This window comes from Streptomyces sp. WAC05374 (assembly GCF_004353505.1).
GTDB lineage: Bacteria > Actinomycetota > Actinomycetes > Streptomycetales > Streptomycetaceae > Streptomyces.
Genome location: NZ_SMNQ01000001.1, coordinates 621295 through 646866 on the forward strand (window position 1 = coordinate 621295; position 25572 = coordinate 646866).

General features: G+C 75.3%; 22 protein-coding genes. 18 read left to right on the plus strand and 4 right to left on the minus strand.

What is annotated here, in order from left to right; translation table 11 throughout:
• Positions 1-12: 12 nt before the first annotated feature.
• On the plus strand, positions 13-816 hold the full coding sequence (locus E2B92_RS02895; protein ID WP_200836906.1) for an SDR family NAD(P)-dependent oxidoreductase: 804 nt from the start codon (positions 13-15) through the stop codon (positions 814-816).
• Here the strand turns inward: E2B92_RS02895 and E2B92_RS02900 are convergent.
• Genes E2B92_RS02900 through E2B92_RS02915 form a run of 4 tightly spaced genes read right to left on the minus strand, consistent with a single transcriptional unit; the run spans position 813 to position 5475 of the window.
• Complete coding sequence (locus tag E2B92_RS02900) at positions 813-1856, minus strand: 2-hydroxyacid dehydrogenase (protein WP_126883147.1); 1044 nt, start codon at positions 1854-1856, stop codon at positions 813-815. The genes E2B92_RS02895 and E2B92_RS02900 overlap by 4 nt on opposite strands.
• Positions 1857-1875: 19 nt before the next feature.
• Entirely contained in the window at positions 1876-2490 is a 615-nt protein-coding gene (locus E2B92_RS02905) for a histidine phosphatase family protein (protein ID WP_126883146.1), read from the minus strand.
• The gene (locus E2B92_RS02910) at positions 2487-3971 is read right to left on the minus strand and encodes an FGGY-family carbohydrate kinase (RefSeq protein WP_126883145.1); all 1485 of its coding nucleotides are present in this window, start codon (positions 3969-3971) and stop codon (positions 2487-2489) included. Before E2B92_RS02910 ends, E2B92_RS02905 begins: the two co-directional genes overlap by 4 nt.
• Positions 3964-5475, minus strand: a complete 1512-nt coding sequence (locus tag E2B92_RS02915) for an FGGY-family carbohydrate kinase (RefSeq protein ID WP_126883144.1) — start codon at positions 5473-5475, stop codon at positions 3964-3966. Before E2B92_RS02915 ends, E2B92_RS02910 begins: the two co-directional genes overlap by 8 nt.
• Positions 5476-5678: 203 nt before the next feature.
• Between E2B92_RS02915 and E2B92_RS02920 the strand changes: the two genes are divergently transcribed.
• From E2B92_RS02920 to E2B92_RS02995, 17 genes are all read left to right on the plus strand, one after another.
• Positions 5679-6461, plus strand: a complete 783-nt coding sequence (locus E2B92_RS02920) for a DeoR/GlpR family DNA-binding transcription regulator (RefSeq protein ID WP_185923475.1) — start codon at positions 5679-5681, stop codon at positions 6459-6461.
• Between the two features lie 294 nt (positions 6462-6755).
• A complete protein-coding gene (locus tag E2B92_RS02925; RefSeq protein ID WP_235023656.1) occupies positions 6756-8099 on the plus strand; it encodes an MFS transporter in 1344 nt (447 codons plus the stop codon).
• Between the two features lie 2 nt (positions 8100-8101).
• Entirely contained in the window at positions 8102-8278 is a 177-nt protein-coding gene (locus tag E2B92_RS32880; protein ID WP_185923474.1) for a hypothetical protein, read from the plus strand.
• Between the two features lie 328 nt (positions 8279-8606).
• Positions 8607-9908, plus strand: a complete 1302-nt coding sequence (locus tag E2B92_RS02930; RefSeq protein WP_126883143.1) for an MFS transporter — start codon at positions 8607-8609, stop codon at positions 9906-9908.
• A gap of 101 nt (positions 9909-10009) precedes the next feature.
• Complete coding sequence (locus tag E2B92_RS02935) at positions 10010-11794, plus strand: N-acetylglutaminylglutamine amidotransferase (RefSeq protein WP_126883142.1); 1785 nt, start codon at positions 10010-10012, stop codon at positions 11792-11794.
• Positions 11767-13896 carry a prolyl oligopeptidase family serine peptidase gene (locus E2B92_RS02940; protein WP_126883141.1) on the plus strand — a complete coding sequence of 710 codons (2130 nt, stop codon included), beginning with the start codon at positions 11767-11769 and terminating at the stop codon, positions 13894-13896. Before E2B92_RS02935 ends, E2B92_RS02940 begins: the two co-directional genes overlap by 28 nt.
• Positions 13897-13993: 97 nt before the next feature.
• The gene (locus tag E2B92_RS33245; RefSeq protein ID WP_126883140.1) at positions 13994-14995 is read left to right on the plus strand and encodes a glycosyltransferase family 2 protein; all 1002 of its coding nucleotides are present in this window, start codon (positions 13994-13996) and stop codon (positions 14993-14995) included.
• Between the two features lie 14 nt (positions 14996-15009).
• Complete coding sequence (locus E2B92_RS02950) at positions 15010-15558, plus strand: D-glycero-alpha-D-manno-heptose-1,7-bisphosphate 7-phosphatase (protein WP_399430744.1); 549 nt, start codon at positions 15010-15012, stop codon at positions 15556-15558.
• On the plus strand, positions 15555-16592 hold the full coding sequence (locus E2B92_RS02955) for a glycosyltransferase family 9 protein (RefSeq protein WP_126883139.1): 1038 nt from the start codon (positions 15555-15557) through the stop codon (positions 16590-16592). Before E2B92_RS02950 ends, E2B92_RS02955 begins: the two co-directional genes overlap by 4 nt.
• Positions 16589-17563 carry a glycosyltransferase family 9 protein gene (locus tag E2B92_RS02960; RefSeq protein WP_126883192.1) on the plus strand — a complete coding sequence of 325 codons (975 nt, stop codon included), beginning with the start codon at positions 16589-16591 and terminating at the stop codon, positions 17561-17563. Before E2B92_RS02955 ends, E2B92_RS02960 begins: the two co-directional genes overlap by 4 nt.
• Positions 17560-18447: a glycosyltransferase family 2 protein gene (locus E2B92_RS02965; protein ID WP_235023657.1), complete on the plus strand. Its 888-nt coding sequence runs from the start codon at positions 17560-17562 to the stop codon at positions 18445-18447. Before E2B92_RS02960 ends, E2B92_RS02965 begins: the two co-directional genes overlap by 4 nt.
• Positions 18444-18707, plus strand: a complete 264-nt coding sequence (locus E2B92_RS02970; RefSeq protein WP_133087373.1) for a hypothetical protein — start codon at positions 18444-18446, stop codon at positions 18705-18707. The genes E2B92_RS02965 and E2B92_RS02970 overlap by 4 nt, the downstream gene beginning before the upstream one ends.
• Before the next feature lie 38 nt (positions 18708-18745).
• Positions 18746-19840 carry a carboxylate-amine ligase gene (locus E2B92_RS02975; protein ID WP_126883138.1) on the plus strand — a complete coding sequence of 365 codons (1095 nt, stop codon included), beginning with the start codon at positions 18746-18748 and terminating at the stop codon, positions 19838-19840.
• Between the two features lie 504 nt (positions 19841-20344).
• Positions 20345-21313: a UDP-glucuronic acid decarboxylase family protein gene (locus E2B92_RS02980; RefSeq protein ID WP_126883137.1), complete on the plus strand. Its 969-nt coding sequence runs from the start codon at positions 20345-20347 to the stop codon at positions 21311-21313.
• A gap of 82 nt (positions 21314-21395) precedes the next feature.
• Positions 21396-23063: a carbamoyltransferase family protein gene (locus tag E2B92_RS02985; protein ID WP_126883136.1), complete on the plus strand. Its 1668-nt coding sequence runs from the start codon at positions 21396-21398 to the stop codon at positions 23061-23063.
• Positions 23064-23079: 16 nt separating this feature from the next.
• Entirely contained in the window at positions 23080-24045 is a 966-nt protein-coding gene (locus E2B92_RS02990; RefSeq protein WP_126883135.1) for a glycosyltransferase, read from the plus strand.
• Positions 24042-25487, plus strand: coding sequence for a glycosyltransferase (locus E2B92_RS02995; RefSeq protein ID WP_235023658.1), 1446 nt, complete (start codon positions 24042-24044; stop codon positions 25485-25487). Before E2B92_RS02990 ends, E2B92_RS02995 begins: the two co-directional genes overlap by 4 nt.
• The last annotated feature ends 85 nt before the right edge of the window (positions 25488-25572 follow it).

Here is a 25572-nt window from a genome sequence, read left to right on the forward strand (position 1 = left end):
TACCCGGCGCGGGTGGACAGCGTGAAGCCCCTGGCCGTGGTGACCGGCGCCTCCAGCGGCATCGGTCTCGCACTGGCAGGACAGTTCGCCCAGCACGGGTTCGACCTGGTGGTGTGCGCGGAGGACCACGGCGTGGCGGCCGCCGCCGAGCGCCTGCGCGGCCTGGGCGCCGCCGTGACCGCCGTACGGGCCGACCTGGCCACCTACGACGGGGTGGAGCAGCTCTACTCCGCGGTGCTGGCGACGCGCCGCCCCGTCGCGGCCGCCGCGCTGAACGCGGGGGTGGGCGCGGGCGGCGCGTTCACCGACGTCGACCTCGCGGACCACGCCCGGATCATCGACCTCAACATCAGCTCCACGGTGCACCTGGCGCACCGGCTGCTGCGCGCCATGCTCGCGGAGGACGACGGCAAGCTGCTGATCACCTCGTCCGTCGCGGCCATGGCGCCGGGGCCGTACCAGAGCGTGTACAACGCCTCGAAGTCGTTCCTCCAGTCGCTGGCCCTGGGCCTGCGCGAGGAACTGCGGGACAGCGGGGTGACGGTGACGTCACTGATGCCGGGCGCCACCGAGACGGCCTTCTTCCACCGCGCCGGGATGGACGACACCCGGCTCGGGCGGATGCCCAAGGACGATGCCGCCGAGGTCGCCCGGGACGCGTTCACGGCGCTGATGCGCGGCCGGGAGCGGGTGGTCGCCGCGTCGGTGCGGTCGAAGGTCCTGGGCGCGGCCGTCAAGGTGCTGCCCGACCGGCTCAAGGCCACCGGCCAGCGGTACCTGTCCCGGCCGCGCCCCGGACGGTCCCGTACGCCCTAACCTCCCAGGACTTCGGGGTTGGCGCAGTGGGCGAGCGGCTCGCCGCGCAGGAAGCGGCCCGCCTCGCCCGCGACGATCCGCGCCGCCTTGTGGGCGACCTCCCGGCTGGCGCCCGCGATGTGCGGGGTCAGGACGACGCCGGGCGTGGACAGCAACCGGGCCCCGGCCGGCACCGGTTCGGCGGGGAACACGTCGAACCCGGCGCCCGCGAGCCGTCCGGAGTCCAGGGCGTCGCACACGGCCTCGTAGTCGACGAGTGCGCCCCGGGCGCAGTTGACGAGCACCGAACCGCGCGGCATCGACGCGATCTGCGCCGCCCCGATCATGCCCGTGGTCTCCTCCGTCACGCGGGCGTGCAGCGAGACGATCCGGGAACGGCTCAGCAGCTCGTCCAGCGAGACCGGTTCGGCGACACCCGCCACCACCCCGGGCTCCACGTACGGGTCGTGGACGAGGACCGTCGCCCCCATCGCGGCCAGGACACGCGCCACGCGCGAGCCGATCGCGCCGAAGCCGACCAGGCCGACGACCGACCCGTCGATCTCGATGCCACAGGTGTCGTAGTCGTAGTAGTCGCCGCGCCAGACACCGTGCTTGAGGTCGGTGTGGACGTCGCCGACGCCCCGGGCGGCGGCGAGGATCAGGGCGAGGGTGTGCTCGGCGGTGGCGACGGCGTTGCGGCCGGGGGCGTAGGAGACGGCGACGCCGTGGCGGGTGGCGGCCGCCAGGTTGGCGTTGACCGGGCCGCCCCGGCTGACGCAGAACAGCTCCAGATCGGGGCAGGACTTCAGGACCCGCTCCGTCAGGGGGGCGAGCTGGGTCAGGCAGATCCGTGCCCCGCGCAGCGCCTCGATCAGGGCGTCCTCGTCGCCGGACGCCTCGTCCACCTCGGCCACCGGGCCGAAGGGGGTGTGCGGCCAGGGCAGTTGGATCGTGCGGACGTCCAGGTGCGCGCCGGTCGGTGCGGCGGCGCGCAGTTCCCCCTCGAGCAGCCGGGGCAGGACGAAGTGGTCGCCGGCGGCGAGGACGGTGGTGGTCACGGTGGTGGCTCCAGTCGGTTCAGTCGGTGGTCGCGGGGGCGTTGAGCCGCAGCAGGGACGCCCGTCCGCCGGGCAGCAGCCGCAGTTCGGTCAGGGCGCCGTTCTCCAGGGCGGGGAAGACCTGGCGGTAGCGGGCGAGCGGGATGCCGAGCAGGTCGCACAGGGCCAGGCGTACGAGGGTGGAGTGGGCGACGACGAGGACGCGGCCCCCGGGGAGTTCCCGCGCCACCTCCTCCAGGCAGCCCACGGCGCGCCCGGCCGCCGCCACCGGGTCCTCGCCACCGGGCAGATGGTGGGCGACCGGGTCGTCGAGGAACGCGGCGAGCGCGTCGGGGAACGCCTCGGCCATCTCCGCGCGCGTCAGACCGTCGCCGCGCCCGAAGTCCACTTCGACGAGCCGCTCGTCGACCCGGGGGGCCAGGCCGAGCGCCGTCGCGGCGGGCCGGGCGGTGAGGCGGGCCCGGGACAGCGGCGAGCAGAGCACGGCGTCCAGCCGCTGCCCGGCAGCCCAGGCGCCGAGCGCGGCGGCCTGCTGGTGGCCGCGCTCGGTGAGCGGTACGTCGGTGCGCCCCGCGTAGCGGTTCTCGGCGTGCCACGCGGTCTCGCCGTGGCGTACGAGAATGAAGTCGGTCACTGCTCGGCCTTTCCGCGGGCGTGCCCCGCCACGGTCTCGTCCAGCCACCCGCGCCGGGCCAGTTCGCCGACGAAGTCCAGGTACACGGGGGTCAGCCGGGCCGTCCGGGCGGGGTCGGGGGGCAGTTGCTGCCGTACCCGCACCATGGCGGCGGCCGCCTCCCGGAGCGTGGCGCCGGAGGCGGTGGCGGCGAGGACCGCCATGCCGGTGGCGCTCTCGGCGTGCTCGGGGAGGGTGACCGTACGGCCGAGGAGGTCGGCGCGGAGCTGCGACCAGTAGGCGTTGCGGGCACCGCCGCCGGTGAGGGTCAGCGGGCCGTCGACGGGTGCGCCGAGGTGGTCGAGGTAGTCGAGGCAGAGGCGTTCGACGCAGGCCACGCCGAGGAGCAGGGCGTGGAACTCCTCGGCCTCGCCGCGTACGTCGCCGAGCGTGAACGCCGTCGCGTCGGGGGCGCGGAAGGGGAAGCGTTCGCCGCCCGCGCCCACGAGGGGGTAGGTGACGGCGGTCGAGCCGGTGGCGGCGGCCCGCCGGGTGAGCGCGTCCAGGCCGGCCGAGGGGAAGCGCCGGGCGACGGCTCCCGCGCCGCTGCTGGACGCGCCGCCGGGCAGCCAGGTGCCGCCGGGGCCGCGGTGGCAGTAGACCACTCCCCCGGGGTCGCGGACGAGGTGGTCGCTCGCGCCCTTGAGCACCAGGGTCGTGCCGAGGACGGAGTTCCAGGCGCCGGGTGCGAGGGCCCCGGCGCCGATCTGGGCGGCGCAGCCGTCGGTCATGCCGGCGACGATCGGGGTGCCGGCGGGAATGCCGGTGGCCGTGGCGGCACCGGCGCACACCGTCCCGATGACCGTGCCGGGCGGGACGACGTCCGGCAGCAGCCCGGCCGGGACGCCGAGCCTGGCGAGTTCGTCGTCCGGCCAGCGGTCGCCGGTCAGGTGGTAGCCGGTCTTCAGGGCGTGGCTGGCGTCGCTCGCGACCTGGTGCCCGGCCAGCCGCCAGGTGATGAGGTCCGCCTGGTGCAGCAGCCGGGCGTCGGGGAAGTCGGTGTTGTCCAGCAGCCACAGCAGTTTGGGCAGCGCCCAGGAGGGCTGCATGGCGCGGTAGCCCAGCTCGCGCCAGACGTGTTCGCCGGCCGTGTTGACGCGGGCGGTGTAGGCGCGGGCGCGCCCGTCGTCGTACATCAGGCCGGGCGTCAGGGGCCTGCCGCGCTCGTCGGCGAGGAGGACGGTGCCGGAGGTGGCGTCGACGGCCAGGCCCCGGACGCGCTCGGGCGCGATGCCGCGGAGGGCTTCGCGGCAGGCCCCGGCGAGGGCGGACCACCACTGCTCGGGGTCCTGTTCGTGGCGTGCGCCGTCACGGTGGCCGGTGAGCGGGCGGGACGCCGCGGCGAGCAGCCGGCCGGTGCCGTCCACGGCGACGGCACGGGCGCTCTGGGTGCCGAGGTCGAGGCCGAGGTGGACGGCGTCGGCCGTCAGGGCGTCAGACATGCGGTGCTTCCTGTACGTCGGAGGGGGCGGCGGACCAGCCGAGGGAGCGGGCCGCGCCGCGCCAGGTGAGGAACGACTCGTAGAGCCCGTCGTAGTGGGCGGCGCGCTCGGGGTCGGGCTCCCAGCGGCAGCGCATGCGGACGTAGCGGTCGGCGGCCTCCCGCATGCCGCTCTCGGCGCCGGTGAGGACGAGTCCGGTCAGGAAGGCGCCCTTGGCGCCGAGTTCGGTGTCGTCGCTGCGGGCGGTGGGGACACCGGTGACGTCGGCGATGAGCCGGCACCACCGGTCGCTGGCGGAACCGCCGCCGCACAGGCGCAGTTCGTGGACGTCGGTGCCGGACGCCCGGAGGCAGTCGCGGACGACGAGCGACAGGCCCTCGAAGACGGCGCGGGCGATGTCGCCGCGCGAGTGGTCCAGGGACAGACCCCAGAAGGCGCCCCGCGCGTGCGGGTCGAGGAACGGGGCGCGTTCCCCGGCGGGCGAGAGGTACGGCAGGAACGCCGGCCCGCCGGGGCGGGGCGCGGTGGCGAACGCCAGCTCGCCGAGGGCGGCGGGGCCGTCGGTGCCGAGGAGGCGGGACGCCCAGTCGAGCACCTCGGTGCCGGAGAGGGTGGGGAAGGCGCGCAGGACGCGGTCGCGGCTGCCGTAGGCGATGTTGATGCCGCACGGCTCGCCGGAGGTGTCCACCCGGCGGGAGACGATCTCGGTGCACAGGGTGGTGCCGAGGATGGCGCACGCCTGGCCGGGGTCGACGACACCGGCGCCGCGGGCGGTGGCGGCGATGTCGTACGGGGCCATGACGACGGGCAGGCCGGCCGGCAGGCCCAGTTCGCCGGCGGTGTGGTGGGTGAGCTCGGCGATGCGCTCGTCCTCGCCGAGGACGCGGGGCAGCAGCCCGGTGTACGGGCCGAGCCCGAACAGGTCGATGATGACCGGGTCGTAGGCGCCGGTGGTGTGGTCGAGGAAGGGGGCGGACGCGTCGGACGCGTCGACGGCCCGTACCCCGGTCAGCTTCAGGAACAGCCAGCCGGCCGCCGTCAGCGCCGTGCGCGAGCGCTCCAGGCGTTCGGGGTCGTGGGCGGCGAACCAGCCGATCACCGCGTTCGGCATGCCGCTGCACGTGAGGGAGCCGTTGCGCCGGTACGCCTCCTCCAGGACGCCATCGGCGGACCAGCGGGTGAGCAGGTCGCCGGCGCGGCCGTCGGACCACAGGACGGCGGGCCCGGTGGGCCGGCCCTTGTCGTCGACGAGCCAGCAGCCGTCGCCCTGGGCGGTGAAGCTGATCAGCCGGACCGGGTCGTGGCCGGGGCCGAGCCGGGAGAGCGCGCCGCGCACGGTGAGGACCACGCCGTTCCACACCGCGTCCATGTCCTGTTCCGCCCAGCCGGAGCGGGGGCGCAGCACTTCGGTGCCGATCCGGGAAATCGCCGTTTCCCGTCCCTGGTCGTCGAAGACGACGGATTTGATGACGGACGTGCCGACGTCGATGGTGAGAACCGACATGACTGGAATACCTGCCCCTTCACTCGCGGACGCCAGGTAAACGTGCGGCCTGCCGGAGCGTCAATCAGTCCCGGAATTATCCCGTGACCGGCCGTGGCCGCCGTGTGAGGTCGCGGTCCGGCACCGCTGCGCCGGGCGGTGGCGCGATACCGCCGTGTTAAGTTCACGTGAGGTTCGCACCACGCGCAAGGAGCCGTCACGTCATGACCCGTATGGACGTCCAGGAGGAGCGGCGGCGGACGCTGCGCGAACTGGTGACCGCGAAGGGGTTCGTGCGGACGAACGACCTGGCGGAGGAGTTCGGCGTGAGTGTGATGACGATCCACCGCGACCTGGACGCCTTGCAGGCGCAGGGCTGGCTGCGCAAGGTGCGGGGCGGGGCGAGCTGCCTGCCGTCGACGCAGTTCCACGGCAGTGTGAGCGAGCGCATGACGACGATGGCGCAGACCAAGCACCGGCTGGCGCGGGCCGCGGCGGAGCTGCTCGCGCCGGGACAGATCGTGATGCTGGACGACTCCACGACGTGTCTGAGCCTGGCCCGCCAGATGGCCGATCACACGCCGCTCACGGTGATCACCAACTCGCTTCCGGCGGTCACCGCGCTGTCCAGGGAGCCGGGCGTGTCGCTGATCGCCCTCGGCGGCACCTACTTCCCCGCGTACGACGCCTTCATGGGGCTGCACACGGCGCACAGTGTGGAGTCGTTCCGGGCGGATGTGCTGTTCATGTCGACGACCGCGGTGACCGGGGGCCGCTGCTACCACATGTCGCCGGAGACGGTGCAGGTCAAGCGGGCGATGATGGCGTCGGCGGCACGCCGGGTACTGCTCGTGGACCACACCAAGTTCGCCAACCAGGGCCTGTACGCGCTGGCGCCGCTCACCGACTTCGACCTGGTACTCGTCGACGACGCGGCGCCGGCGACGGAGGTGCGGCGGCTGCGGGACACAGGTGTGGACGTGCGGACGGTCGACACCGGGCGCTGAGCCTCTGCCCTCCCGGACAGATCACAGGCGCCACGTGAAGCTCACACCGACTTAACCCGGTGGTCGGCGGGCCGCGCACCGGGCCGGGGTCGCGATCAGCCGCGTGAGCTGCGGTGATGCCCCGCACCCGGTGGCCGTGGCGAGGGGGCGCCCGGCGATTTCACGCCACGCCGGGGACGCGTCACGGTGGCTTTCCTCCCGCACATTGACGCTCTTCTCACACAGGTTTCATCGTGACGCCTCGGCGCACCGCTCTCCGCGCTTTCCCCCGACTTTTCGACAAAGGTGGTTCTCGTGGCCGTCGTTCTTGACCCGTCGTCTTCCGCCGAAGAGACACCCGAGAGGCATTGGCTGGACAGGATCGGCATTCCCCGGAAGCTCGCCTGGGGCTTTCTGGGCGTGCTCATCTTCATGATCGGCGACGGCGTCGAGTCCGGTTATCTCTCCCCCTACCTGCTGGACGAGGGCATGTCCAAGGAGCGGGTGGCGCTGCTGTTCAGCGTCTACGGAGTCACCGCCAGCGTCGCCGCCTGGTTCTCCGGAGCCCTCTCCGACCTGTGGGGGCCGCGCCGGGTGATGATGCTCGGCCTCGGCATCTGGGGCGTGTTCCAGGTGGTCTTCCTGGTCTTCGCCGTCCCCACGGTCGACTTCGGGCTGCTCCTCGTGAGTTACGGGCTGCGCGGGTTCGGCTATCCGCTCTTCGCGTACGGCTTCCTCATCTGGGTCACGGCGGTGACGCCGAAGCGCCGGCTGGGCTCGGCGGTGGGCTGGTTCTGGTTCGCGTTCACCGGTGGGCTGCCCACCCTCGGCTCCCTGGTCGCGAGCTTCGCGGTGCCGTGGATCGGCGCGTACAGGACGCTGTGGCTGTCGCTCGGGCTGGTCGTGGCGGGTGGTCTGATCGCCCTGCTGCTGGTGCGGGAGCCCACCGGCAGAAGCCGGCTCGCCCCCGCCGGGGAGCGGCCGGTCGCCACCCTGCTCGGTTCGCTCTCGATCGTCTGGCGCAACCCGAGGATCGGCACGGGAGCGGTCGTGCGGGCCATCAACACGGCTCCCCAGTTCGGCTTCCTGGTGTTCCTGCCGGTGTTCTTCACCGACACGCTCGGCTTCACGCTCAGCGAGTGGCTCCAGCTCCTGTCGGCGATGTTCGCGACGAACATCTTCTTCAACCTGATCTTCGGCGTGGTCGGCGACCGCGTCGGCTGGCAGCGCACCGTCGCCTGGTTCGGGGGCGCCGGCTGCGCGGTGACCACGCTGCTGCTGTACTACGGCACGGTGGCGGCGGGCGACCACTACGCGCTCGCGATGGTGCTGGTGAGCCTGTTCGGCGCGACGCTCGCGGGGTACGTCCCGCTGTCGGCGCTGATGCCGTCGCTGGACCCGGCGCACAAGGGCCAGGCGATGTCGGCGCTCAACCTCGGGGCCGGTGCGAGCACCTTCCTCGGCCCGGCGCTGGTGGGCCTGTTCCTGGGTCCCCTCGGTGTCCAGGGCGTGATGTGGATCTTCGCCCTGCTGTACCTGGCGAGCGCCGCCATGACCCTGTTCCTGAAGCTGCCGGAGCCGGTAGCGCCCGGGGCGCCGGGGTACCCGTCGGGCCCCGGCCCGGCATCGCGGGCACGGAACGAGTCGCCGGAGGCGTAGCCATGAGTGATGCGTGGGACTACCCGACCCCCTCCCAGGCGGAGGGCGAGCGGGAGCCGGGTGTGGACGAGCACCCCGACGTGGCCCGTTCGACTCCGTCCCAGGCGGAGGGCGAGCGCCTCGCCAACGAGGAGGAGCAGGCGCAGCCCGGCAAGGACGAGGGGACGGGCACGAGATGAGGCAGTAGCCGTGACGATCCGAGGGGCGGGCGCCCGGGCGCCCGCCCCTCGGGTACGGGTGCCTGTGGTCATGGGTGCCCAAGGGCCGTGGGTGCCCGCCCCGCCTCCCGTGACGGCTCCCTCGGACATGGGCTCCCGCCCCTCGTCATGGCCGCCCACGCCGTCGTACCGGTGGGCTCCCGCGCCGTCGTACCGGTGGGCCCGGGGCGGCGAGTGGCCCACTCGGGCGGCTCCGGAATGGCCCATGCCATGGGCCAGTGGCGGGTCTAGGTTGAGGACCGGATCTCCCCCTCTCCCCCGGCCCGCCGCCGCCTGCCCGAGGATGCCCATGTCTCTCCGGTCGTTTCCCGGCTCCCTGCTGCCCGCTCCCGGCCCCGCCCGGGGGCTGGCGCTCGCCCAATTGGTCAACTCCGTGGGCGACGGCGCCTTCTACGTCTGCTCCGCGCTCTACTTCTCCCGGGTCGTCGGGCTCACGGGCACGCAGATCGGACTCGGTCTGACCGTGGCCTGGGCGGTCGGCGCCGTCGCCGGGGTGCCGCTCGGTCACCTCGCCGACCGCCGCGGGGCCCGGACCACGGCCGTGCTGCTGGCGGGGGCGACCGCGCTGTCCGTGGCGGCGCTGCTGCTCGTACGGTCGTACGCCTGGTTCCTGCCGGTCGCCTGCGCCTACGCCGTCGCCCAGTGCGGGCTCGCGGCGGCGCGCCAGTCGCTGCTGGCGGGGCTGGTGCGGCGGGAGGCGCGGACGGGGGTGCTGGCACACCTCCAGTCGACGGGCAACGCCGGCCTGGCGGTGGGGGCGGCGGTGGGCGCGGTGGCCCTGTACGCCGGGACACCGGCCGCGTACCTGACCGTGCTGGGCGTGGACGCGGCGGCCTTCGCCGGGTGCGGCCTGCTGCTGTGGCGGCTGCCCGCGCCGGCCCCGTCGCCGGTGGCCGTGGCGCCGTCCGCCGGGGCCGGCGGGCTCGCGGTGCTGCGGGACCGGCCGTACGCCCTGGTCACCTTCCTGACCATGGTGATGCTGCTGCGCATGCCTCTGATCAGCCTCGCCCTGCCGCTGTGGATCGTGGAGCGCACGGCGGCGCCGGGCTGGACGGTCTCGGCGCTGCTGGTGCTCAACACGGGCGCCGTGATGCTGTTCCAGGTGCGTACCGCGGCGGCCGTCACCGGCCTGGTCAGCGCGGTGCGCACCGTGCGGACGGGCGGGGCGCTGATGCTGGCCGCGTGTGCGGTCTTCGCCCTGCCCGGGGTGGTGCAGGGCCCGGTGTGGGGCGCGGTCGCCGCGCTGCTGGTGGGGGCGGTGCTGCTGGTGTGGGGCGAGATGCGGCAGTCGGCGGGTGCCTGGCAGATCGCGTTCGACCTGGCGCCGCCCGGGCGGCAGGGCCAGTACCAGGGCTTCTTCGGCACGGGTGTGCCGGTGGCGAGGATGCTGGGGCCGGTGCTGCTGACCACGCTGGTGTTGGGCGGAGGGGTGCTGGGCTGGCTCGTCCTGGGCGTGTTGTTCCTGGTGGCGGGGGTGGCCATGGGGCCGGCGGTGCGGTGGGCGGAGGGTCGCGGCGGCCCGGTGGGGGAATGCTCCGCGATCAATGGGGCACCCGGCAGGACGGAGCGGGCTGCCGCACGGCTGACATGACGCGCAGGCGTGTCCGCTCCCCGTCTTCGAGGAGCTGTGGTGATTGATTCACATGGGGTTGAGGAGGACTCTGAGGTCCCGGGTGTGCTGGGGGGTGCCGTATGTGCGGCCTGAGCGGTGAGATCCGCTTCGACGACCGGCGGCCGGACGTGGCCGCCGTGGAGCGCATGACCGACCGGCTGGCGGCCAGGGGGCCGGACGGCCGGGGCATCTGGTCGCAGGGGCCGGTGGCCCTCGGCCACCGGCGTCTGAAGATCATCGACCTGTCGGAGCGCGGCGCCCAGCCGATGACCGACACCGAGGCCCGGCTCACCGGGGTGTTCAACGGGTGCGTCTACAACTACCAGGAGGTACGCGCGAAGCTGCGCGCCCTGGGGCACCGGTTCTTCTCCACTTCGGACACCGAGGTGATCCTGAAGGCCTACAGACAGTGGGGCACGGACTGCGTCGACCACTTCGTCGGCATGTTCGTGTTCGTCATCGTCGAGAACGACACCGGCCGGGTGGTGCTGGCCAGGGACCGTCTGGGCATCAAGCCCCTGTACCTGAGCCACGCACCCGGCCGGCTGCGGTTCGCCTCGACGCTGCCGGCCCTGCTGGCGGGCGGGGGCGTCGACACCTCGCTCGACCCCGTCGCGCTGCACCAGTACCTGAGCTGGCACGCCACGGTGGCCGCGCCGCGCACGGTGCTCAACGGGGTGCGCAAGCTGCCGCCCGCGACGGTACGCGTGGTGGAGCCGGACGGCTCGTACGAGGACCGCTGCTACTGGCAGCCGTCCTACACGCGCCGCCCCGAGTTCGCCGGCATGGACGCCGGGGACTGGCGGGACGCGGTGCTGGACGCGCTGCGCACGGCGGTGCGGCGCAGGATGGTGGCCGACGTGCCGGTCGGTGTGCTGCTCTCGGGCGGCCTGGACTCGTCGCTGATCGTGGCCCTGCTCGCGGAGGAGGGCCAGAAGGACCTGGCGACCTTCAGCGTGGGGTTCGAGGCCGAGGGCGGCGAGGAGGGCGACGAGTTCATGTACTCGGACCTGATCGCCCGCCGGTACGAGACCGACCACCACCAGCTCATGGTGCCCTCCGACCGGGTGTCGACCGCCCTGGACGGCGCGATAGCCGCCATGAGCGAGCCGATGATCAGCCATGACGTGGTCGCCTTCCACCTGCTGTCGGAGCTGGTCTCCAAGGAGGTCAGCGTCGTCCAGAGCGGCCAGGGCGCCGACGAGGTGTTCGCCGGCTACCGGTGGTACCCCGACCTGGCCGCGGTCGAGCGGGAGGGTGAGCCCGAGCGCTACGCGGAGGTCTACTTCGACCGGCCGCACACCGACATGGCCCGCATCCTCCAGCCGCACATGCTCACCGATCACGACGTCTCCGGCCGGTTCGTGCGCGAGCACATGGCCGTGCCCGGTGCCGAGACCGCGCTGGACGCGGCACTGCGGCTGGACACGCACGTGATGCTGGTGGACGACCCGGTCAAGCGGGTCGACAACATGACGATGGACTGGGGCCTGGAGGCCCGGACGCCGTTCCTGGACCACGAGCTGGTGGAGCTCGCGGCGGCCTGCCCGCCGGAGCTGAAGCTGGCGCAGGGCGGCAAGGGCGTGCTCAAGGACGCGGGGCGGGCGCTGCTGCCGCGCGAGGTGGTCGACCGGCCCAAGGGCTACTTCCCGGTGCCGGCGATCCGCCACATGGCGGGGCCCGTGCTCGAGCGGGTCCGCCAGGCGCTGGCCGCCCCCGAGGCGCGTGCGCGGGGTGTCTTCCGGGACGAGTACGTCGCCGAGCTCCTCGCCGCCCCCGACGACCACCGGACGAAGCGCGGGGCGAACGCCCTGTGGCAGATCGCGTTGCTGGAGACATGGCTGCAGACGCACAGGATCACCTGACCGGGACCACGTCGGCGGCACCCCTGCTGGTGCCGCTGGCCGGTGCGGCCGGCCTGCGGGACACCCCCCAGCCGCTGGTGTCGCACGGCTGCTGGTACCCGTCGGCGGACCCCACGGGCGAACGCGTGGCGTTCATCTGCGACCGGACCGGGGTGCCGCAACTGTGGACGGGGCCGGCCCACGGCACCGTCACGGCCGACGGCGGCGGCATCCACCTGCTCGACGCCGACCCGGACCCGGTGACGGAGGTGGCCTGGTCGCCCGACGGGCGCTGGATCGCCTACACGGTGGCACCCGGCGGCGGTGAGCACACCCGGGTGCTGTGCGTACGCCCGGACGGCACCGGCAGGCGGATCGTGGCGGGCGCCGACGCGGGAAGCTCGGCGTACCTGGGGTGCTGGGCGCGTGACGGTTCCGCCGTGGCGGTCACCGTGGCCGAGCCCCCGCCGTCGCTGGTCCCGCCCGCCCCGGAGGAGGTGGCGGCGGAGGAACGGGACGCCTTCGGGGAGCTGCCGGCCGACTGGGCCGAACGGGACGGCCAGGCCACCCTGCTGGGCGGCGCGCACCGGGGCGAGGTCGGGCCGGGGCCCCGTGAGGCGGGCGTGGACGGGGCGGTACGGGACCGGCTCAGCGCCTACCTGGTCGACCCCGACGGCGTCCGCTCCCCCGTGCTGGTGGCCGCCGAGAGCGGGGCGGCGACCCTGCGGGTCTGCGACGTCAGCCAGGACGGCCGGCTGGCGCTGGTGCGGCGGGGGCCGCGCGGGCGGCGGGAGGCCGTGGTGGTGCGCACCGCCGACCTGGGCACCGGATCGGTGCTGCGGGTCGCCGACGGGGACCCCTGGATCGGGCGTTTCTCGCCGGACGGGCGCACGGTGTGGCTCCGCAGCGACCACGGGCGGGAGTTCGCCGCGCTGCTGGCGGCCGGGCTGGACGAGGACGGCGGGCCAAGCGGCCTGTCCGTGCTGGCCGAACGGGACGGCTGCGACCTGGAACTGCTGGCGTTCGCCGAGGACGGCCGTACCGCCGCGCTCGCCTGGAACGTCCGGGGCGCCAGCGAGCTGAGCACGCTGGGCCTGCCGGCGGCGGCCGGGCCCGCCGCGCCCGCGCCGAGCGGCGGGGCCACCGGGACGGCGCCCCCGCACGAGGTGGCCCTGCCGCACGAGGTGGTCACCCGGATCAGCAGGGCCGGGCCGGGCGGGATGGTGCTCGCCCTGGCGGGCTCGCAGCGCAAGCCCGGCGTGTGGTGGGTGTCGGGCACCGCGTCGCCGACGCGCACGCCCTGGTCGTCGCGGGACGACGAGGCCGTGCCGCCGGGGCGCCCGCCGGTGCGTCCGGCGCCGCTGCGGCCCACCGCCCGCGACGGGCTGGTCCTGGGCGGCTGGTACTACCGGGCGCCGGGGCGCGCCGAGGGGCGTCCCGCCCCGTGCGTGATCCACCTGCACGGGGGTCCCGAGGAGCAGGAGCGGCCGGTGTTCGAGCCGCTCTACCACGAGCTGACCGGGCGCGGCCTGGACGTCTTCGCGCCGGATGTGCGCGGCTCCTCCGGCTACGGGCGCTCGTTCGTGGACGCCGACCTCGGTACGGGCCGCTACGCGGCGATCCAGGACGTGGCCGACTGCGCGGCGCACGCCGTCCTGACCGGGCGCGCCGACCCCACGCGGCTGGCCGTGATGGGCCGCTCGTACGGCGGTTACCTCACCCTCGCCTCGCTGGTGTGGCACCCGGAGCTGTTCCGCACGGGCGTCGCGGTGTGCGGGATGTCGGACTTCGCGACGTTCTTCGCCGGGACGGAGCCGTGGATCGCGGAGTCGGCGGCGCACAAGTACGGCCACCCGGTGCGCGACCGGGAGCTGCTGCGCTCCCTGTCCCCCATGAGCCGGATCGACGAGCTGCGCGTACCGCTGCTGGCGGTGCACGGCGAGCACGACACGAACGTGCCGCCGGGCGAGTCGGAGCAGGTCGTCCGGGCGGCCCGGGAACGCGGGCACGCGGCGGAGCTGCTGACGCTGCGCGAGGAGGGCCACGAATTCCGGCGGGCGGACAACCGGCGGCTGTTCCGGCGCACCGCCGCCGACTGGATGGAACGCCATCTGACCGGCTGAGCCCGTGCGGCGCCTCCCACATGTGCCTAAAGTGATCGGACATGGGCATTCCGTACACCGCTCCGGCAACCGACCCGGAATGTGGAGGCGCAGACGCATGATCCCCTCGCTCGCCTCGTACGCCGTGGTCGTCCCCACGATCGGACGGCCCTGCCTGACCGACTGCCTCACCGCCCTCGCCTCCTGCGAGGGGCCCGAACCGAGCCGGATCGTGCTGGTCGACGACCGTCCCGGCCCGCCGGGCGCCCCGCTGCCCGTCGAGGCGCTGGGCGCGCTCGCGGACCGGGCCGTCGTCCTGCGCAGCGGCGGGCGCGGCCCGGCCGCGGCCCGCAACACCGGGGTGCGGGCGGTGGACGAGCCGTGGACGGTCCTCCTCGACGACGACGTCCGCGTCAGCGCGTACTGGCGCGAACAGCTCGCCCGCGACCTCGCGGAGGCCGGGCCCGACACGGGCGGCGTGCAGGGCGTGCTGCGGGTGCCGCTGCCCGCCGACCGCCGCCCCACCGACTGGGAACGCAACACGGCGGGCCTCCAGGGCGCCCTGTGGATCACCGCCGACATGGCGTACCGCACCGAGGTGCTCAAGGCGGTGGGCGGTTTCGACGAGCGGTTCCCGCGCGCCTTCCGCGAGGACGCCGACCTGGCGCTGCGGGTGATCGACGGGGGCTGGCGGATCGTGCGCGGCGAGCGGCGCACCGAGCACCCGGTGCGGCCCGCCGACCGGTGGGTGTCGGTGCGGCTCCAGAAGGGCAACGCCGACGACGCCCTGATGAAGCGGCTGCACGGCCCGGACTGGTGGGAGCGCGCCGCGGCGCCGCGCGGCCGCGTCCGGCGGCACGCGGCCGTCACCGCGGCGGGCGTCGGCGCGGCGCTGCTCGCGGCCTCCGGGCGGCGCCGGGCGGCGCTGTGCGCGGCGGCGTGCTGGCTGCTGGGGACGGCGGAGTTCGCCCGGGCCCGGATCGCCCCCGGGCCCCGGACGGTGGACGAGATCGTGACGATGACCGCGACGAGCGCGCTGATCCCGGCCGTCGCCACCTGGCACCGGCTGGCCGGGGAGCTGCGCCACCGCTCGGCGGAGAGCTGGGACGGCGTCCTGTGAGGCGCCCGGCGGCGGTGTTGTTCGACCGTGACGACACGCTCGTCGAGGACGTCCCGTACAACGGCGACCCGGAGAAGGTCCGGCCCATGCCGGGGGCGCGGGAGGCGCTGCGGCTGCTGCGGGAGCACGGGCTGCGGCTCGGGGTGGTGTCCAACCAGTCGGGCATCGGCCGCGGCCTGCTCACCGAGGCCCAGGTGCGGGCGGTCAACGCGCGCGTGGACGACCTGCTCGGACCGTTCGGCGCGTGGGCGCACTGTCCGCACGTTCCCGAGGACCGCTGCGGCTGCCGCAAACCGGCGCCCGGCCTGGTCGTGGAGGCGGCCCGGCTGCTGGGCGTGCGGCCCGGGGACTGCGTGGTGATCGGCGACATCGGCTCCGACATGGGCGCCGCACGGGCGGCGGGCGCGGGCGCGATCCTGGTGCCCACGGCACGCACGCTCCCCGAGGAGGTGGCGGCCGCGCCCCGCGTGTGCCGCGACCTCCCGGACGCCGCCAGGCTGCTGCTGGGCGGGGCGGAGGGCGCGGCGGCGGGCGGGGCGGCGGCCGGCGGTGCGCGGTCATGAGGGCGCTCGTGGTGCGGCTCGACAGCTTCGGGGACGTCCTGCTCGCCGGGCCCGCCGTGCGGGCGGTGGCCCACCGGGCGGACCGGGTGGCGCTGCTGTGCGGGCCGCGCGGGGCGCCCGCCGCGCGGCTGCTGCCGGGTGTGGACGAGGTGCTGGTCTGGGACGCGCCCTGGGTGGGCCTGGACCCGCCGCGGGTGGAACGCGCCGACGTCGACAGGGTGGTCGGCCGGATCGCCGCCGCGCGCGCCGACGCCGCCGTGGTGCTCACGTCGTTCCACCAGAGCCCGCTGCCCGCCGCGCTGCTGCTGCGCATGGCCGGGGTCGGGCACATCGCCGCCGACAGCGTGGACTTCCCCGGCTCGCTGCTGGACGTGCGCCACCGGCGGGCGCCGGACGCCCATGAGGCGGAGGCTGCCCTGGACCTCGCCGAGGCGGCCGGTTTCCCCCGCCCGCCGGGCGACGACGGCCGGCTGCGCGTGCGGCACGCGCCGGGCGCGCCGGAGCTGACCGGACCGGGGCCGTACGTGGTGGTCCACCCGGGGGCGAGCGTGGCGGCCCGGCGGTGGAGCCCTGAGCGGTGCGCCCACGCGGTGCGGCTGCTGGCCGGGGCGGGCCACCGGGTCGTCGTCACCGGCGGGCCGGACGAGCGGGAGCTGACCGCGCTGGTCGCCGGGCGCGACGGACTGGACCTGGGCGGGCGCACGCAGCCGCCGCAACTGGCGGCCGTGCTCGCGGCGGCGGGCGCGGTGGTGACCGGCAACACCGGCCCGGCACACCTGGCGGCGGCCGTCGGCACCCCGATCGTCTCGCTGTTCTCGCCGGTGGTCCCGGCCGGGCGCTGGGGCCCCTACGGCGTGCCGCACGTGCTGCTGGGCGACCAGTCGGCGCCGTGCGCGGGCAGCAGGGCCCGGGAGTGCCCCGTGCCCGGCCATCCGTGCCTGGACCGGGTGACGGCGGAGGACGTGCTGGCGGCCGTGGAGAAGCTGCTCCAGGGCAACGACCTCCTGGAGGACGGCGCGTGGGGCCGCGCGTGACGCCGCGCGTGCTCGTCCTGCGGGCACTCGGGCTCGGCGACCTGCTCACGGGGGTGCCCGCGCTGCGGGCGCTGCGGCGCGCCTTCCCCGCGTACGAGATCGTGCTCGCCGCCCCGAAGGAGCTGGCGGCGCCCGTGGCCGCGTCCGGGGCGGTGGACCGGCTGCTGCCGGCAGCGGCGCCCGGCCGGGCCGTGCCCACGCGCCTGGATTGGTCCGGGCCACCCCCCGAGGTGGCCGTCGACCTGCACGGCAAGGGGCCGTCCAGCCACCGGCTGCTGCAACGGACCGGGCCCGGGCGGCTCCTGGCGTTCGCCCACCCCGGTACGCCGGAGATCGCGGGGCCCGCGTGGACGGCCGAGGAGCACGAGCGTGCCCGCTGGTGCCGGCTGCTGGAGTGGTACGGCATCCCCGCGGACCCGGGCGATCTGCGGCTGCCGCCGCCGGGCGCGATGTCCCCCGCGCCCGGCGCGGTCGTCGTCCACCCGGGCGCCGACTCGGAGGCCCGGCGCTGGCCGGCCGAGCGGTACGCGCGGGTCGTCCGCGGCCTGTCGGGGCGCGGGCACCGGGTGGCGCTGACCGGCGGGCCCGGCGAGGACGCGCTGCTGGACCGGGTCCTGCGGGACACGGCCGGCGGGGTGCCCGCGGGCGAGGACGGGGGCGTCACCGTGTTCCGGGGCGGGCTGCCCTTCGAGCGGCTGGCCGCCCTGATCGCGGGCGCCGCGGCGGTGGTGAGCGGAGACACGGGCATCGCCCATGTGGCGGTGGCGTACGGGACGCCCTCGATCACCCTGTTCGGCCCGGTTCCGCCCCGGTTGTGGGGGCCGCCGCCGGGTACGCGGCACGTGGCGCTGTGGCACCCCGGGCCGCCCGGCGACCCGCACGGCCGGGAGCCGGACCCGCGGCTGCTGCGGATCCGCCCCGACGACGTCCTCAAGGCCCTGTCCGACCACCCGGAGGTGGTACGCCCGTGACCACCGACAGCCGCACCAGCGTGGTCGTCCTCACCCACAACCGCCGTGAGCAGTTGCTCGCGACGCTCGACCGCCTGGCCGCGCTGCCGGAGCGGCCACCGCTGATCGTGGTCGACAACGCGTCGACCGACGGCACCCCGGAAGCGGTCGCCGGGCGCCACCCCGGCGTCACGGTGCTGCGCCCGGGGCGCAACCTCGGGGCGCCCGGCCGCACCGTCGGCGTACGGCACGCCCGTACCCCGTACGTGGCGTTCAGCGACGACGACTCGTGGTGGGAGCCGGGAGCGCTGGCCCGCGCGGCGGACCTGCTGGACCGCCACCCGAGGCTGGGGCTGCTCGCCGCACGCGTCCGGGTCGGCCACGGCGGGCCGCCCGACCCGCTGAACGACCGGCTCGCCGCCTCGCCCCTGGAGCGCGCGGCCGATCTGCCGGGGCCGCCGGTGCTGGGGTTCCTGGCCTGCGCCGCGGTGGCCCGCCGGGAGGCGTACCTGGAGGCGGGCGGCTACCACCCGATCTTCTTCGTGGGCGGCGAGGAGACGCTGCTGGCGTACGACCTGGCGGCGCGCGGCTGGGGCGTGTGCCACTGCTCCGACGTGGTGGCCGTGCACAGCCCGCTGGGCGGGGAGCGGCCCGGCCGGCGGGCCGTCCAGCTCCGCAACGCCGCCCTCACGGCGTGGCTGCGCCGCCCCCTGACCGTGGCCCTGCGGCACACCCGGGCGATCGCGCTGCGGGCGCCCGGGGACCCGGAGGCGCGGCGGGCGCTGCGCGACCTGCTGGGCAGGCTGCCCGCCGCGCTGCGCGAGCGCCGCCCGCTCCCGGCGGCGGTGGAGGCGGCGGCGCGCCGCCTGGACGTCCAGGGGGCGACGGAAGGAGCCGTACCGTGACGGATCCGCACACGACCGTGGTCGTGATCAGGCACAGCCGGCGCGGCGCGCTGCCGCACACGCCGGACGAGCCGGCCGGCCCGCCCGGGGGCCCGCCGGTGGACGGCACCGCCGGGGCCGTGGCCCGGCTCCGTCCGGCGGGGACGACCGTCCGGTTCCGCCGGCCGCGGCGGCTCGCGCGGTGGGTGCACGGGCCGCGCAGGGGGAACGAGCGTGGGCGGAACGCGTGCCGGGGCGCGGGCGGGGCGGCGCCGCGATGACGGATTCACCGGATCGTTCGGAGGGTACCCGAGGCGACATGATCACCATTGGGGTCGAGGAAGAGTACCTGCTGCTCGATCCGGACACGTGTCTGCCGGTCCCGCTCGCGGACCCCGTACGCGCGGCGGCGGGCCTGGGGCCGATCGTGGAGGACGCCGAGGTCCAGTCCGAGCTGTTGCAGGCCCAGGTGGAGGTCGCCACACCCGTGTGCACCGACCTCGAGGAGGTCGGCGGCCACCTGCTGCGACTGCGCCACGCGCTCGGCACGGCGGCGGAGAGGAACGGCTGCCGGATCGCGGCCTGCGCGACGGCCCCGTACCGCGAGCTCGCACCGGTGCCGGTCACCCAGAAGGCCCGCTACCTGGCCATGCGCAACCAGGCCCCCCAGCTCGTGGCCGAACAGCTCGTCAACGGGATGCACGTGCACGCGGCCGTGCCGGACCGCGAGATGGGCGTCGCCGTCCTGAGCCGCATCCGGGTCTGGCTGCCGGTCCTGGTCGCCATGTCGGCCAATTCGCCCCTGTGGGACGGCAAGGACACGGGTTTCGCGAGCTGGCGCACGGTGATCTTCGGGCGCTGGCCGGTCAGTGGACCGCCGCCGTGCTTCACCTCGCTGGAGGACCACGAGAGTCGCGTACAGGCGCTGCTGGACACCGGGATCATCACCGACACGGGGCAGCTCTACTGGCAGGCCCGGCTGTCCGACAAGTACCCGACCATCGAGGTGCGCTGCGCGGACGTGCAGCTCCGTGCCGACGCGGCGGTGATGTTCGCCGGACTGATCCGGGCCATGATCGCCACGGCCATCCGGGAGGAGAAGGCGGGCCTGCCGCTGCCCGAGTGCCCGCCGGAGCTGCTCCAGGCGTCGAACTGGCACGCCGCCCGCCATGGCCTCAGCGGCCTGCTCGTCGATCCCGCCGGCCGGGCGCGCCGGGCCGGTGACGTGCTGGTGATGCTGCTCGACCACGTCACACCCGCGCTCGACGAGGCCGGCGACACCCGCGAGGTGACGTCGCTGGTGCACCGGCTGCTCCAGCAGGGCACCTCGGCCGACCAGCAGCGCCGCGCCCTCACGGAGGGCGGCCTGCGGGCCCTCGCCGACCTGATCACCAGCGAGACCGTCACGCCCTGACGGCTTCCCGCTCGGCCAGTCACTCGCTGGGCCGGTGTGCCCGGTTGGTGCCTCACCCGGCCGGTCACTCGCTGGGCCGCTGACTCGCCCGGCAGGTGACGCCGCTCGGCGTACGCCCGGCCGCGTGGGCCGTCGGGCGGCCTCGCCGTGCCGGAGCCGCTCCCCCGGGCGCCCCCATCGGCCTCGCCCGGCCTGCCCGCAGCAGACCGATCGGGGCGGCAAAGTGGCTGGGCGCGCCCCACGCCCAGCGGGCCCCGGGCCCCAAGGCCGCTCTCCCCCGTCGCGCGCCCGGGAACCCCGGGCCCCGAGGCGCGTACCCGGCCGCGCCCGTCAGGGCCCTCGACCGCAGGTCACACGCACACGGAACGCGCCTTCCCCCGTGCCGGTCACCGTTCGTGACCACTCCGATGGCTCACACCACCGCGCCCCCGGCCCCCGTCCGGCCGAGCCTGGTCGCAGGTGTGGGGGGCACTGGAGCGTCGTCCGCGTACGGATGGAGACCGAATGAACACCGCTTTCTCTCGCAGGTGGGAACACGCCGTCGTCACCGGCGGCGCCGGATTCGTCGGCTCTCACCTGTGCCACGCGCTGCTGGACTCGGGCACGGCCGTCACCTGCGTCGACGACTTCAGCACCGGGCGGCCGGAGAACATATCCGGGCTGCTCGGCCGCCCCGGCTTCACGCTCGTGGAGGCGAACGTCTCGGAGCCCTTCACCGTGGAGCGCCCGCCCGACCTGGTGCTGCACTTCGCGTCGCCCGCGTCGCCCGCCGACTATCTGCGCCTGCCGCTGCACACACTGGACGCCGGCAGCCTGGGCACCCGGCACGCGCTGGACCTCGCGCACCGGTCGGAGGCACGGTTCCTGCTCGCCTCCACCTCCGAGGTGTACGGCGACCCGCAGCAGCACCCGCAGAACGAGCGGTACTGGGGCAACGTGAACCCGGTCGGTCCGCGCAGCGTGTACGACGAGGCCAAGCGGTTCGGCGAGGCGCTCACCACCGCCGAGGCGGAGGTGCACGGCACGGACGCCGGCATCGTCCGGCTGTTCAACACCTACGGTCCGCGGATGCGCGGCCACGACGGCCGGGCCGTGCCCACCTTCGTCCGCCAGGCGCTCGACGGGGAACCCCTCACCGTCACCGGCGACGGCCTCCAGACGCGGTCGCTGTGCTACATCGACGACACCGTGCGCGGCATCCTCGCCGCGGCCGCCCACGGGCTGCGCGGCCCGGTGAACATCGGCAACCCGACCGAGATCACCATGCTGGACCTGGCCCGGCTCGTCATCCGCCTGACCGGCTCCGACTCGGAGATCCGTTTCATCGAACGGCCCACGGACGACCCCGCCGTGCGCTGCCCGGACATCACACTGGCCCGCGACAAGCTCCAGTGGGAGCCGCGCGTCGACGCCGAAGAGGGCCTGCGGCGCACCATCGCCTGGTTCCGCGGCCACGCGGACTCCCCCGCCTGAGCGGACCCGTCCGCGAAGCGGCCGGGGACGCCCCGACGTCCCCGGCCGTCCTCCCCCTACTCGCCGAAAGGCCAGGGACCCCATGCGCATTCTCGGAATCAACGCTCTCTTCCACGATCCCGCCGCCGCACTGGTCATCGACGGCCGGACCGTCGCCGCCGCGGAGGAGGAGCGGTTCTCCCGCCGCAAGCACGGGAAGCGGCCGGTGCCGTTCTCCGCCTGGGAACTGCCCGGGGCGGCCGCCGCCTGGTGCCTGAAGCGGGCGGGCCTGCGCCCCCAGGACCTGGACGCGGTGGCGTACTCCTTCGATCCCGGACTGGCCCGGCCCGCCGAGCAGATGGGGCTGGACGACCCGTGGGACCACCTGCGGCTGACGTACGCGCGTGAGGCGCCCGGGTTCCTCAGGGCGGCGCTGCCGGGCCTCGACCCGGAGATCGTCCGTTTCGTGCCGCACCACATGGCGCACGCCGCCTCCGGTGCCTTCGCCGCCGAGGGCGCGGACACCTCGTCGGTGCTGGTCCTCGACGGGCGGGGCGAGCGGGCCTCGCACCTGGCGGCGCGGCGCGTGCACGACCGGCTGGAGGCGCTGTGCGCGCAGGAGTTGCCGCACTCGCTGGGGCTGGTCTACGAGGAGCTGACCGACCACCTGGGATTCCTGCGTTCCTCCGACGAGTTCAAGGTGATGGCGCTGGCGTCCCACGGCCGGCCCCGGATGCTCCCCGAGCTGCGCCGGTACGTGTATCCCACCGGTGACGGGGGGTTCCACGCGACGGGAGTGCCGTGGGCGGAGCTGTGCCCGCGCCGCCGCCCGGAGGAGGCGTGGACGCAGGACCACGCCGACATCGCCGCGAGCGCGCAGGCGGTGCTGGAGGAGACGCTGCTGGACCTGGTGCGCTGGCTGCACGGTCAGACCCACGACCGCCTGCTGACCCTGGCCGGAGGTGTCGCCCTCAACTGCGTGGCCAACGCGCGGATCGCGGCCGAGGGACCGTTCGACCGGGTGTGGGTGCAGCCCGCGGCCGGTGACGCCGGTACGGCGCTGGGCGGTGCGCTGCTGCTGGCGGCGGGCGGCGGGGACGACCCCACGCCCATGCCGGGCGCCGACCTGGGGCGGGACTGGTCCGACGCGGAGCTGGGCGCCTGGCTGAAGACGGCCGCGGTGCCGTTCGACCGGCCGGCGGACATCGCGGAGACGGTCGCCCAGGCGCTGGCGGACAACGCGATCGTGGCGTGGTTCCAGGGGCGTTCGGAGTACGGGCCGCGGGCGCTCGGGCACCGCTCGCTGCTGGCGCACCCGGGGCACGCGGGCAACCTGGAGCGGCTCAACGACGTCAAGGGGCGCGAGCAGTTCCGGCCGGTGGCGCCGATGGTGCTCGAGGACCGGGCGGCGGAGATCTTCGACGGGGTGATCCCGAGCCCGTACATGCTGTTCGTCCACGACGTGGCGCCCGAGTGGCGGGAGCGCATCCCGGCCGTGGTGCACGTCGACGGCACGGCGCGCATCCAGACGGTCGACCGGCGCACCGAGCCGCTGGTGGCGCGGATGCTGACCGAGTTCGAGCGGCGCACCGGGCTTCCCGTGGTGGTCAACACCAGCCTGAACACGGCGGGCCGGCCGATGGTGGACGACCCGCGTGACGCCCTGGAGTGCTTCGGCTCGTCGCCCGTGGACCTGCTGGCCATCGGCCCGTACGCGGTCCGGCGCGGGGACTTCTTCCGCTCCGACGACACCGACGACGCGTCGCGGTGACGGGAGGAGGCGGCCGATGAACATCCTGCTGTGGCATGTGCACGGGTCCTGGACGACGGCGTTCGTCCAGGGGCCCCACACGTACCTGGTGCCCGTCACGCCGGACCGGGGCCCGGACGGCCTGGGCCGGGCGCGCACCTTCACCTGGCCCGACTCGGTACGGGAGGTGACGCCCCGGCAGTTGCGGGACGCGCCGGTGGACCTGGTGGTCCTCCAGCGCCCGCACGAGCCGGAGCTGGCCGAGCGCTGGCTGGGCGGGCGCCGTCCGGGCCGCGACGTCCCGGCCGTGTACCTGGAGCACAACGCGCCCGACGGGAACGTTCCCGACACCCGTCATCCGTGCGCGGACCGCACGGACCTGACACTGGTGCACGTCACGCACTTCAACCGGCTGTTCTGGGACAACGGATCGGCCCGCACCGAGGTGATCGAGCACGGCGTCGTCGACCCGGGGCACCTGTACACCGGGCGCCTCGCGCGGGCGGCGGTCGTCGTCAACGAGCCGGTGCGGCGCGGCCGGTACACCGGTACGGACCTGCTGCCCGCCCTGTGCGGCGCGGCGCCGCTGGACGTGTTCGGCATGCGCACCGAGGGGCTCGCGGCGCACCTGGGTGTGCCCGAGGAGCGGTGCCGGAGCGCCGACCTGCCGCAGCGGGAGCTGCACGCGGCGATGGCGGAGCGCCGGCTCTACCTGCATCCCGTCCGCTGGACGTCCCTGGGGCTGTCGCTGCTGGAGGCGATGCACCTGGGGATGCCGGTCGTGGCACTGGCCACGACGGAGGCCATCGAGGCGGTGCCGGCGGGCGCCGGGACGCTGTCGACGCGGCCCGAGGTGCTGGCGCGGGCCGCCCGGACGTACCTGAACGAGCCGGAGGCGGCGGCCGAGGACGGCGCCCGCGCCCGGCAGGCGGCGCTCGAACGGTACGGACTCAAACGCTTCCTGGACGACTGGGAGCGTGTGATGACGGAGGTGCGCTCATGACATCCCTCGATCCCCTGGACGACGACATCGGTGACACCGGCGGCATGGACGGTATCGACGGCGCCGACGGCCTGAGCGCCATCGATGCCGAGGCCGAGGCTCTTGAGGCGGAGGCGGCCGGGGCTCCGGCCACCGAGGCGATCGGCATCGCCGGCGTCGGCGTGGGCCTCGGCGCCGGGACGGCTGTCGGCGCGGCCGGCCGGGCCGGGGACGGCGACGGCCCCCGGCTGTCCATCGCGCTCGTCTCGGAGCACGCGAGCCCGCTCGCCGTACTGGGCGGCGTCGACGCCGGTGGCCAGAACGTGCACGTGGCACGCCTCGCGGGCGCGCTCGCCGACCGGGGCCACCGTGTCACCGTCTTCACCCGCCACGACTCCCGGGACCTCCCGGACCGGGTGATGCTGCGGCCGGGCGTCGAGGTGCGCCACGTGCCCGCCGGGCCGCCCGAGCCGATCCCCAAGGACGAACTCCTGCCGCACATGGCGGCGTTCGGCCGCTGGATGGCCCAGGAGTGGCGCGCCCGGCCGCCCGATCTGGTCCACTCGCACTTCTGGATGTCCGGTGTGGCGTCCCTGGGGGCGACCCGGGAGGCGCGTCTGCCGCTGCTGCACACGTACCACGCGCTGGGCACGGTGAAGCGGCGCCACCAGCGGCAGGCCGACACGAGCCCGCCGGAGCGCGTCGACCGGGAGCGGGAGGTGGGCCTGGGGTGCGACCGGGTCATCGCCACCTGCCACGACGAGGTGTTCGAGCTGGGGCGGATGCGCATACCGGCCGGCAAGGTGGGTGTCGTGCCGTGCGGCGTGGACACCGAGCAGTTCTCCCCGGACGGCCCCGTCGCCGAGCGGGACGGCGCCCACCGCCATCGGCTGCTCCAGCTCGGCCGCCTGGTCCCCCGCAAGGGCGCCGCGGTCTCCGTCACGGCGCTGACCCGGCTGCCGGACGCCGAGCTGCTCATCGTCGGCGGCCCGCCGCCCGGCCGGCTCGACGAGGACCCGGAGGTGCGCCGGCTGCGGGAGATCGCCCGGCTCGCCGGGGTCGCGGACCGGGTCCGGTTCACCGGGGGCGTACCGCCCGAAGACGTGGCGCCGCTGCTGCGCAGCGCGGACGTGGTGCTCTGCCCGGCGGACTACGAGCCGTTCGGCATCGTGCCGCTGGAGGCCATGGCGTGCGGGCGGCCCGTGGTCGCCAGTGCGGTGGGCGGGCAGCTCGACACGGTCGCCGACCCGGCCACCGGCCGGCTGGTGCCGCCCCGGGACCCCGACGCGCTGGCGCGGGCGGTGGGCGAACTGCTCGCCGACCCCGCGCTGCGGGCGGCGTGCGGGGCGGCCGGCCGCCGCAGGGTGCTGAGCCGGTACGGCTGGGCGCGGGTGGCGGCGGCCACCGAGAAGGAGTACGCCGCGGTGCTCGCCGCCCGGCCCGCCGTGACGGGCGTGGCCTGACCACGGTCCACGGTGACGACGACGACCGAAGGAGGTGCGGGCCCCGCCGCCGCCCCGTCCACGACGGGAGAGCGGTACGCCCGAA

What these genes read in the sequence shown, in the direction of transcription:
- E2B92_RS02910 (WP_126883145.1), bottom strand. Translation starts at nt 3,971, where the DNA reads ATGTCTGACGCCCTGACGGCCGACGCCGTCCACCTCGGCCTCGACCTC.
- E2B92_RS02915 (WP_126883144.1), bottom strand. Translation starts at nt 5,475, where the DNA reads ATGTCGGTTCTCACCATCGACGTCGGCACGTCCGTCATCAAATCCGTC.
- E2B92_RS02920 (WP_185923475.1), top strand. Translation starts at nt 5,679, where the DNA reads ATGACCCGTATGGACGTCCAGGAGGAGCGGCGGCGGACGCTGCGCGAA.
- E2B92_RS32880 (WP_185923474.1), top strand. Translation starts at nt 8,102, where the DNA reads ATGAGTGATGCGTGGGACTACCCGACCCCCTCCCAGGCGGAGGGCGAG.
- E2B92_RS02930 (WP_126883143.1), top strand. Translation starts at nt 8,607, where the DNA reads ATGTCTCTCCGGTCGTTTCCCGGCTCCCTGCTGCCCGCTCCCGGCCCC.
- E2B92_RS02935 (WP_126883142.1), top strand. Translation starts at nt 10,010, where the DNA reads ATGTGCGGCCTGAGCGGTGAGATCCGCTTCGACGACCGGCGGCCGGAC.
- E2B92_RS02940 (WP_126883141.1), top strand. Translation starts at nt 11,767, where the DNA reads ATGGCTGCAGACGCACAGGATCACCTGACCGGGACCACGTCGGCGGCA.
- E2B92_RS33245 (WP_126883140.1), top strand. Translation starts at nt 13,994, where the DNA reads ATGATCCCCTCGCTCGCCTCGTACGCCGTGGTCGTCCCCACGATCGGA.
- E2B92_RS02955 (WP_126883139.1), top strand. Translation starts at nt 15,555, where the DNA reads ATGAGGGCGCTCGTGGTGCGGCTCGACAGCTTCGGGGACGTCCTGCTC.
- E2B92_RS02975 (WP_126883138.1), top strand. Translation starts at nt 18,746, where the DNA reads ATGATCACCATTGGGGTCGAGGAAGAGTACCTGCTGCTCGATCCGGAC.
- E2B92_RS02980 (WP_126883137.1), top strand. Translation starts at nt 20,345, where the DNA reads ATGAACACCGCTTTCTCTCGCAGGTGGGAACACGCCGTCGTCACCGGC.
- E2B92_RS02985 (WP_126883136.1), top strand. Translation starts at nt 21,396, where the DNA reads ATGCGCATTCTCGGAATCAACGCTCTCTTCCACGATCCCGCCGCCGCA.
- E2B92_RS02990 (WP_126883135.1), top strand. Translation starts at nt 23,080, where the DNA reads ATGAACATCCTGCTGTGGCATGTGCACGGGTCCTGGACGACGGCGTTC.
- E2B92_RS02995 (WP_235023658.1), top strand. Translation starts at nt 24,042, where the DNA reads ATGACATCCCTCGATCCCCTGGACGACGACATCGGTGACACCGGCGGC.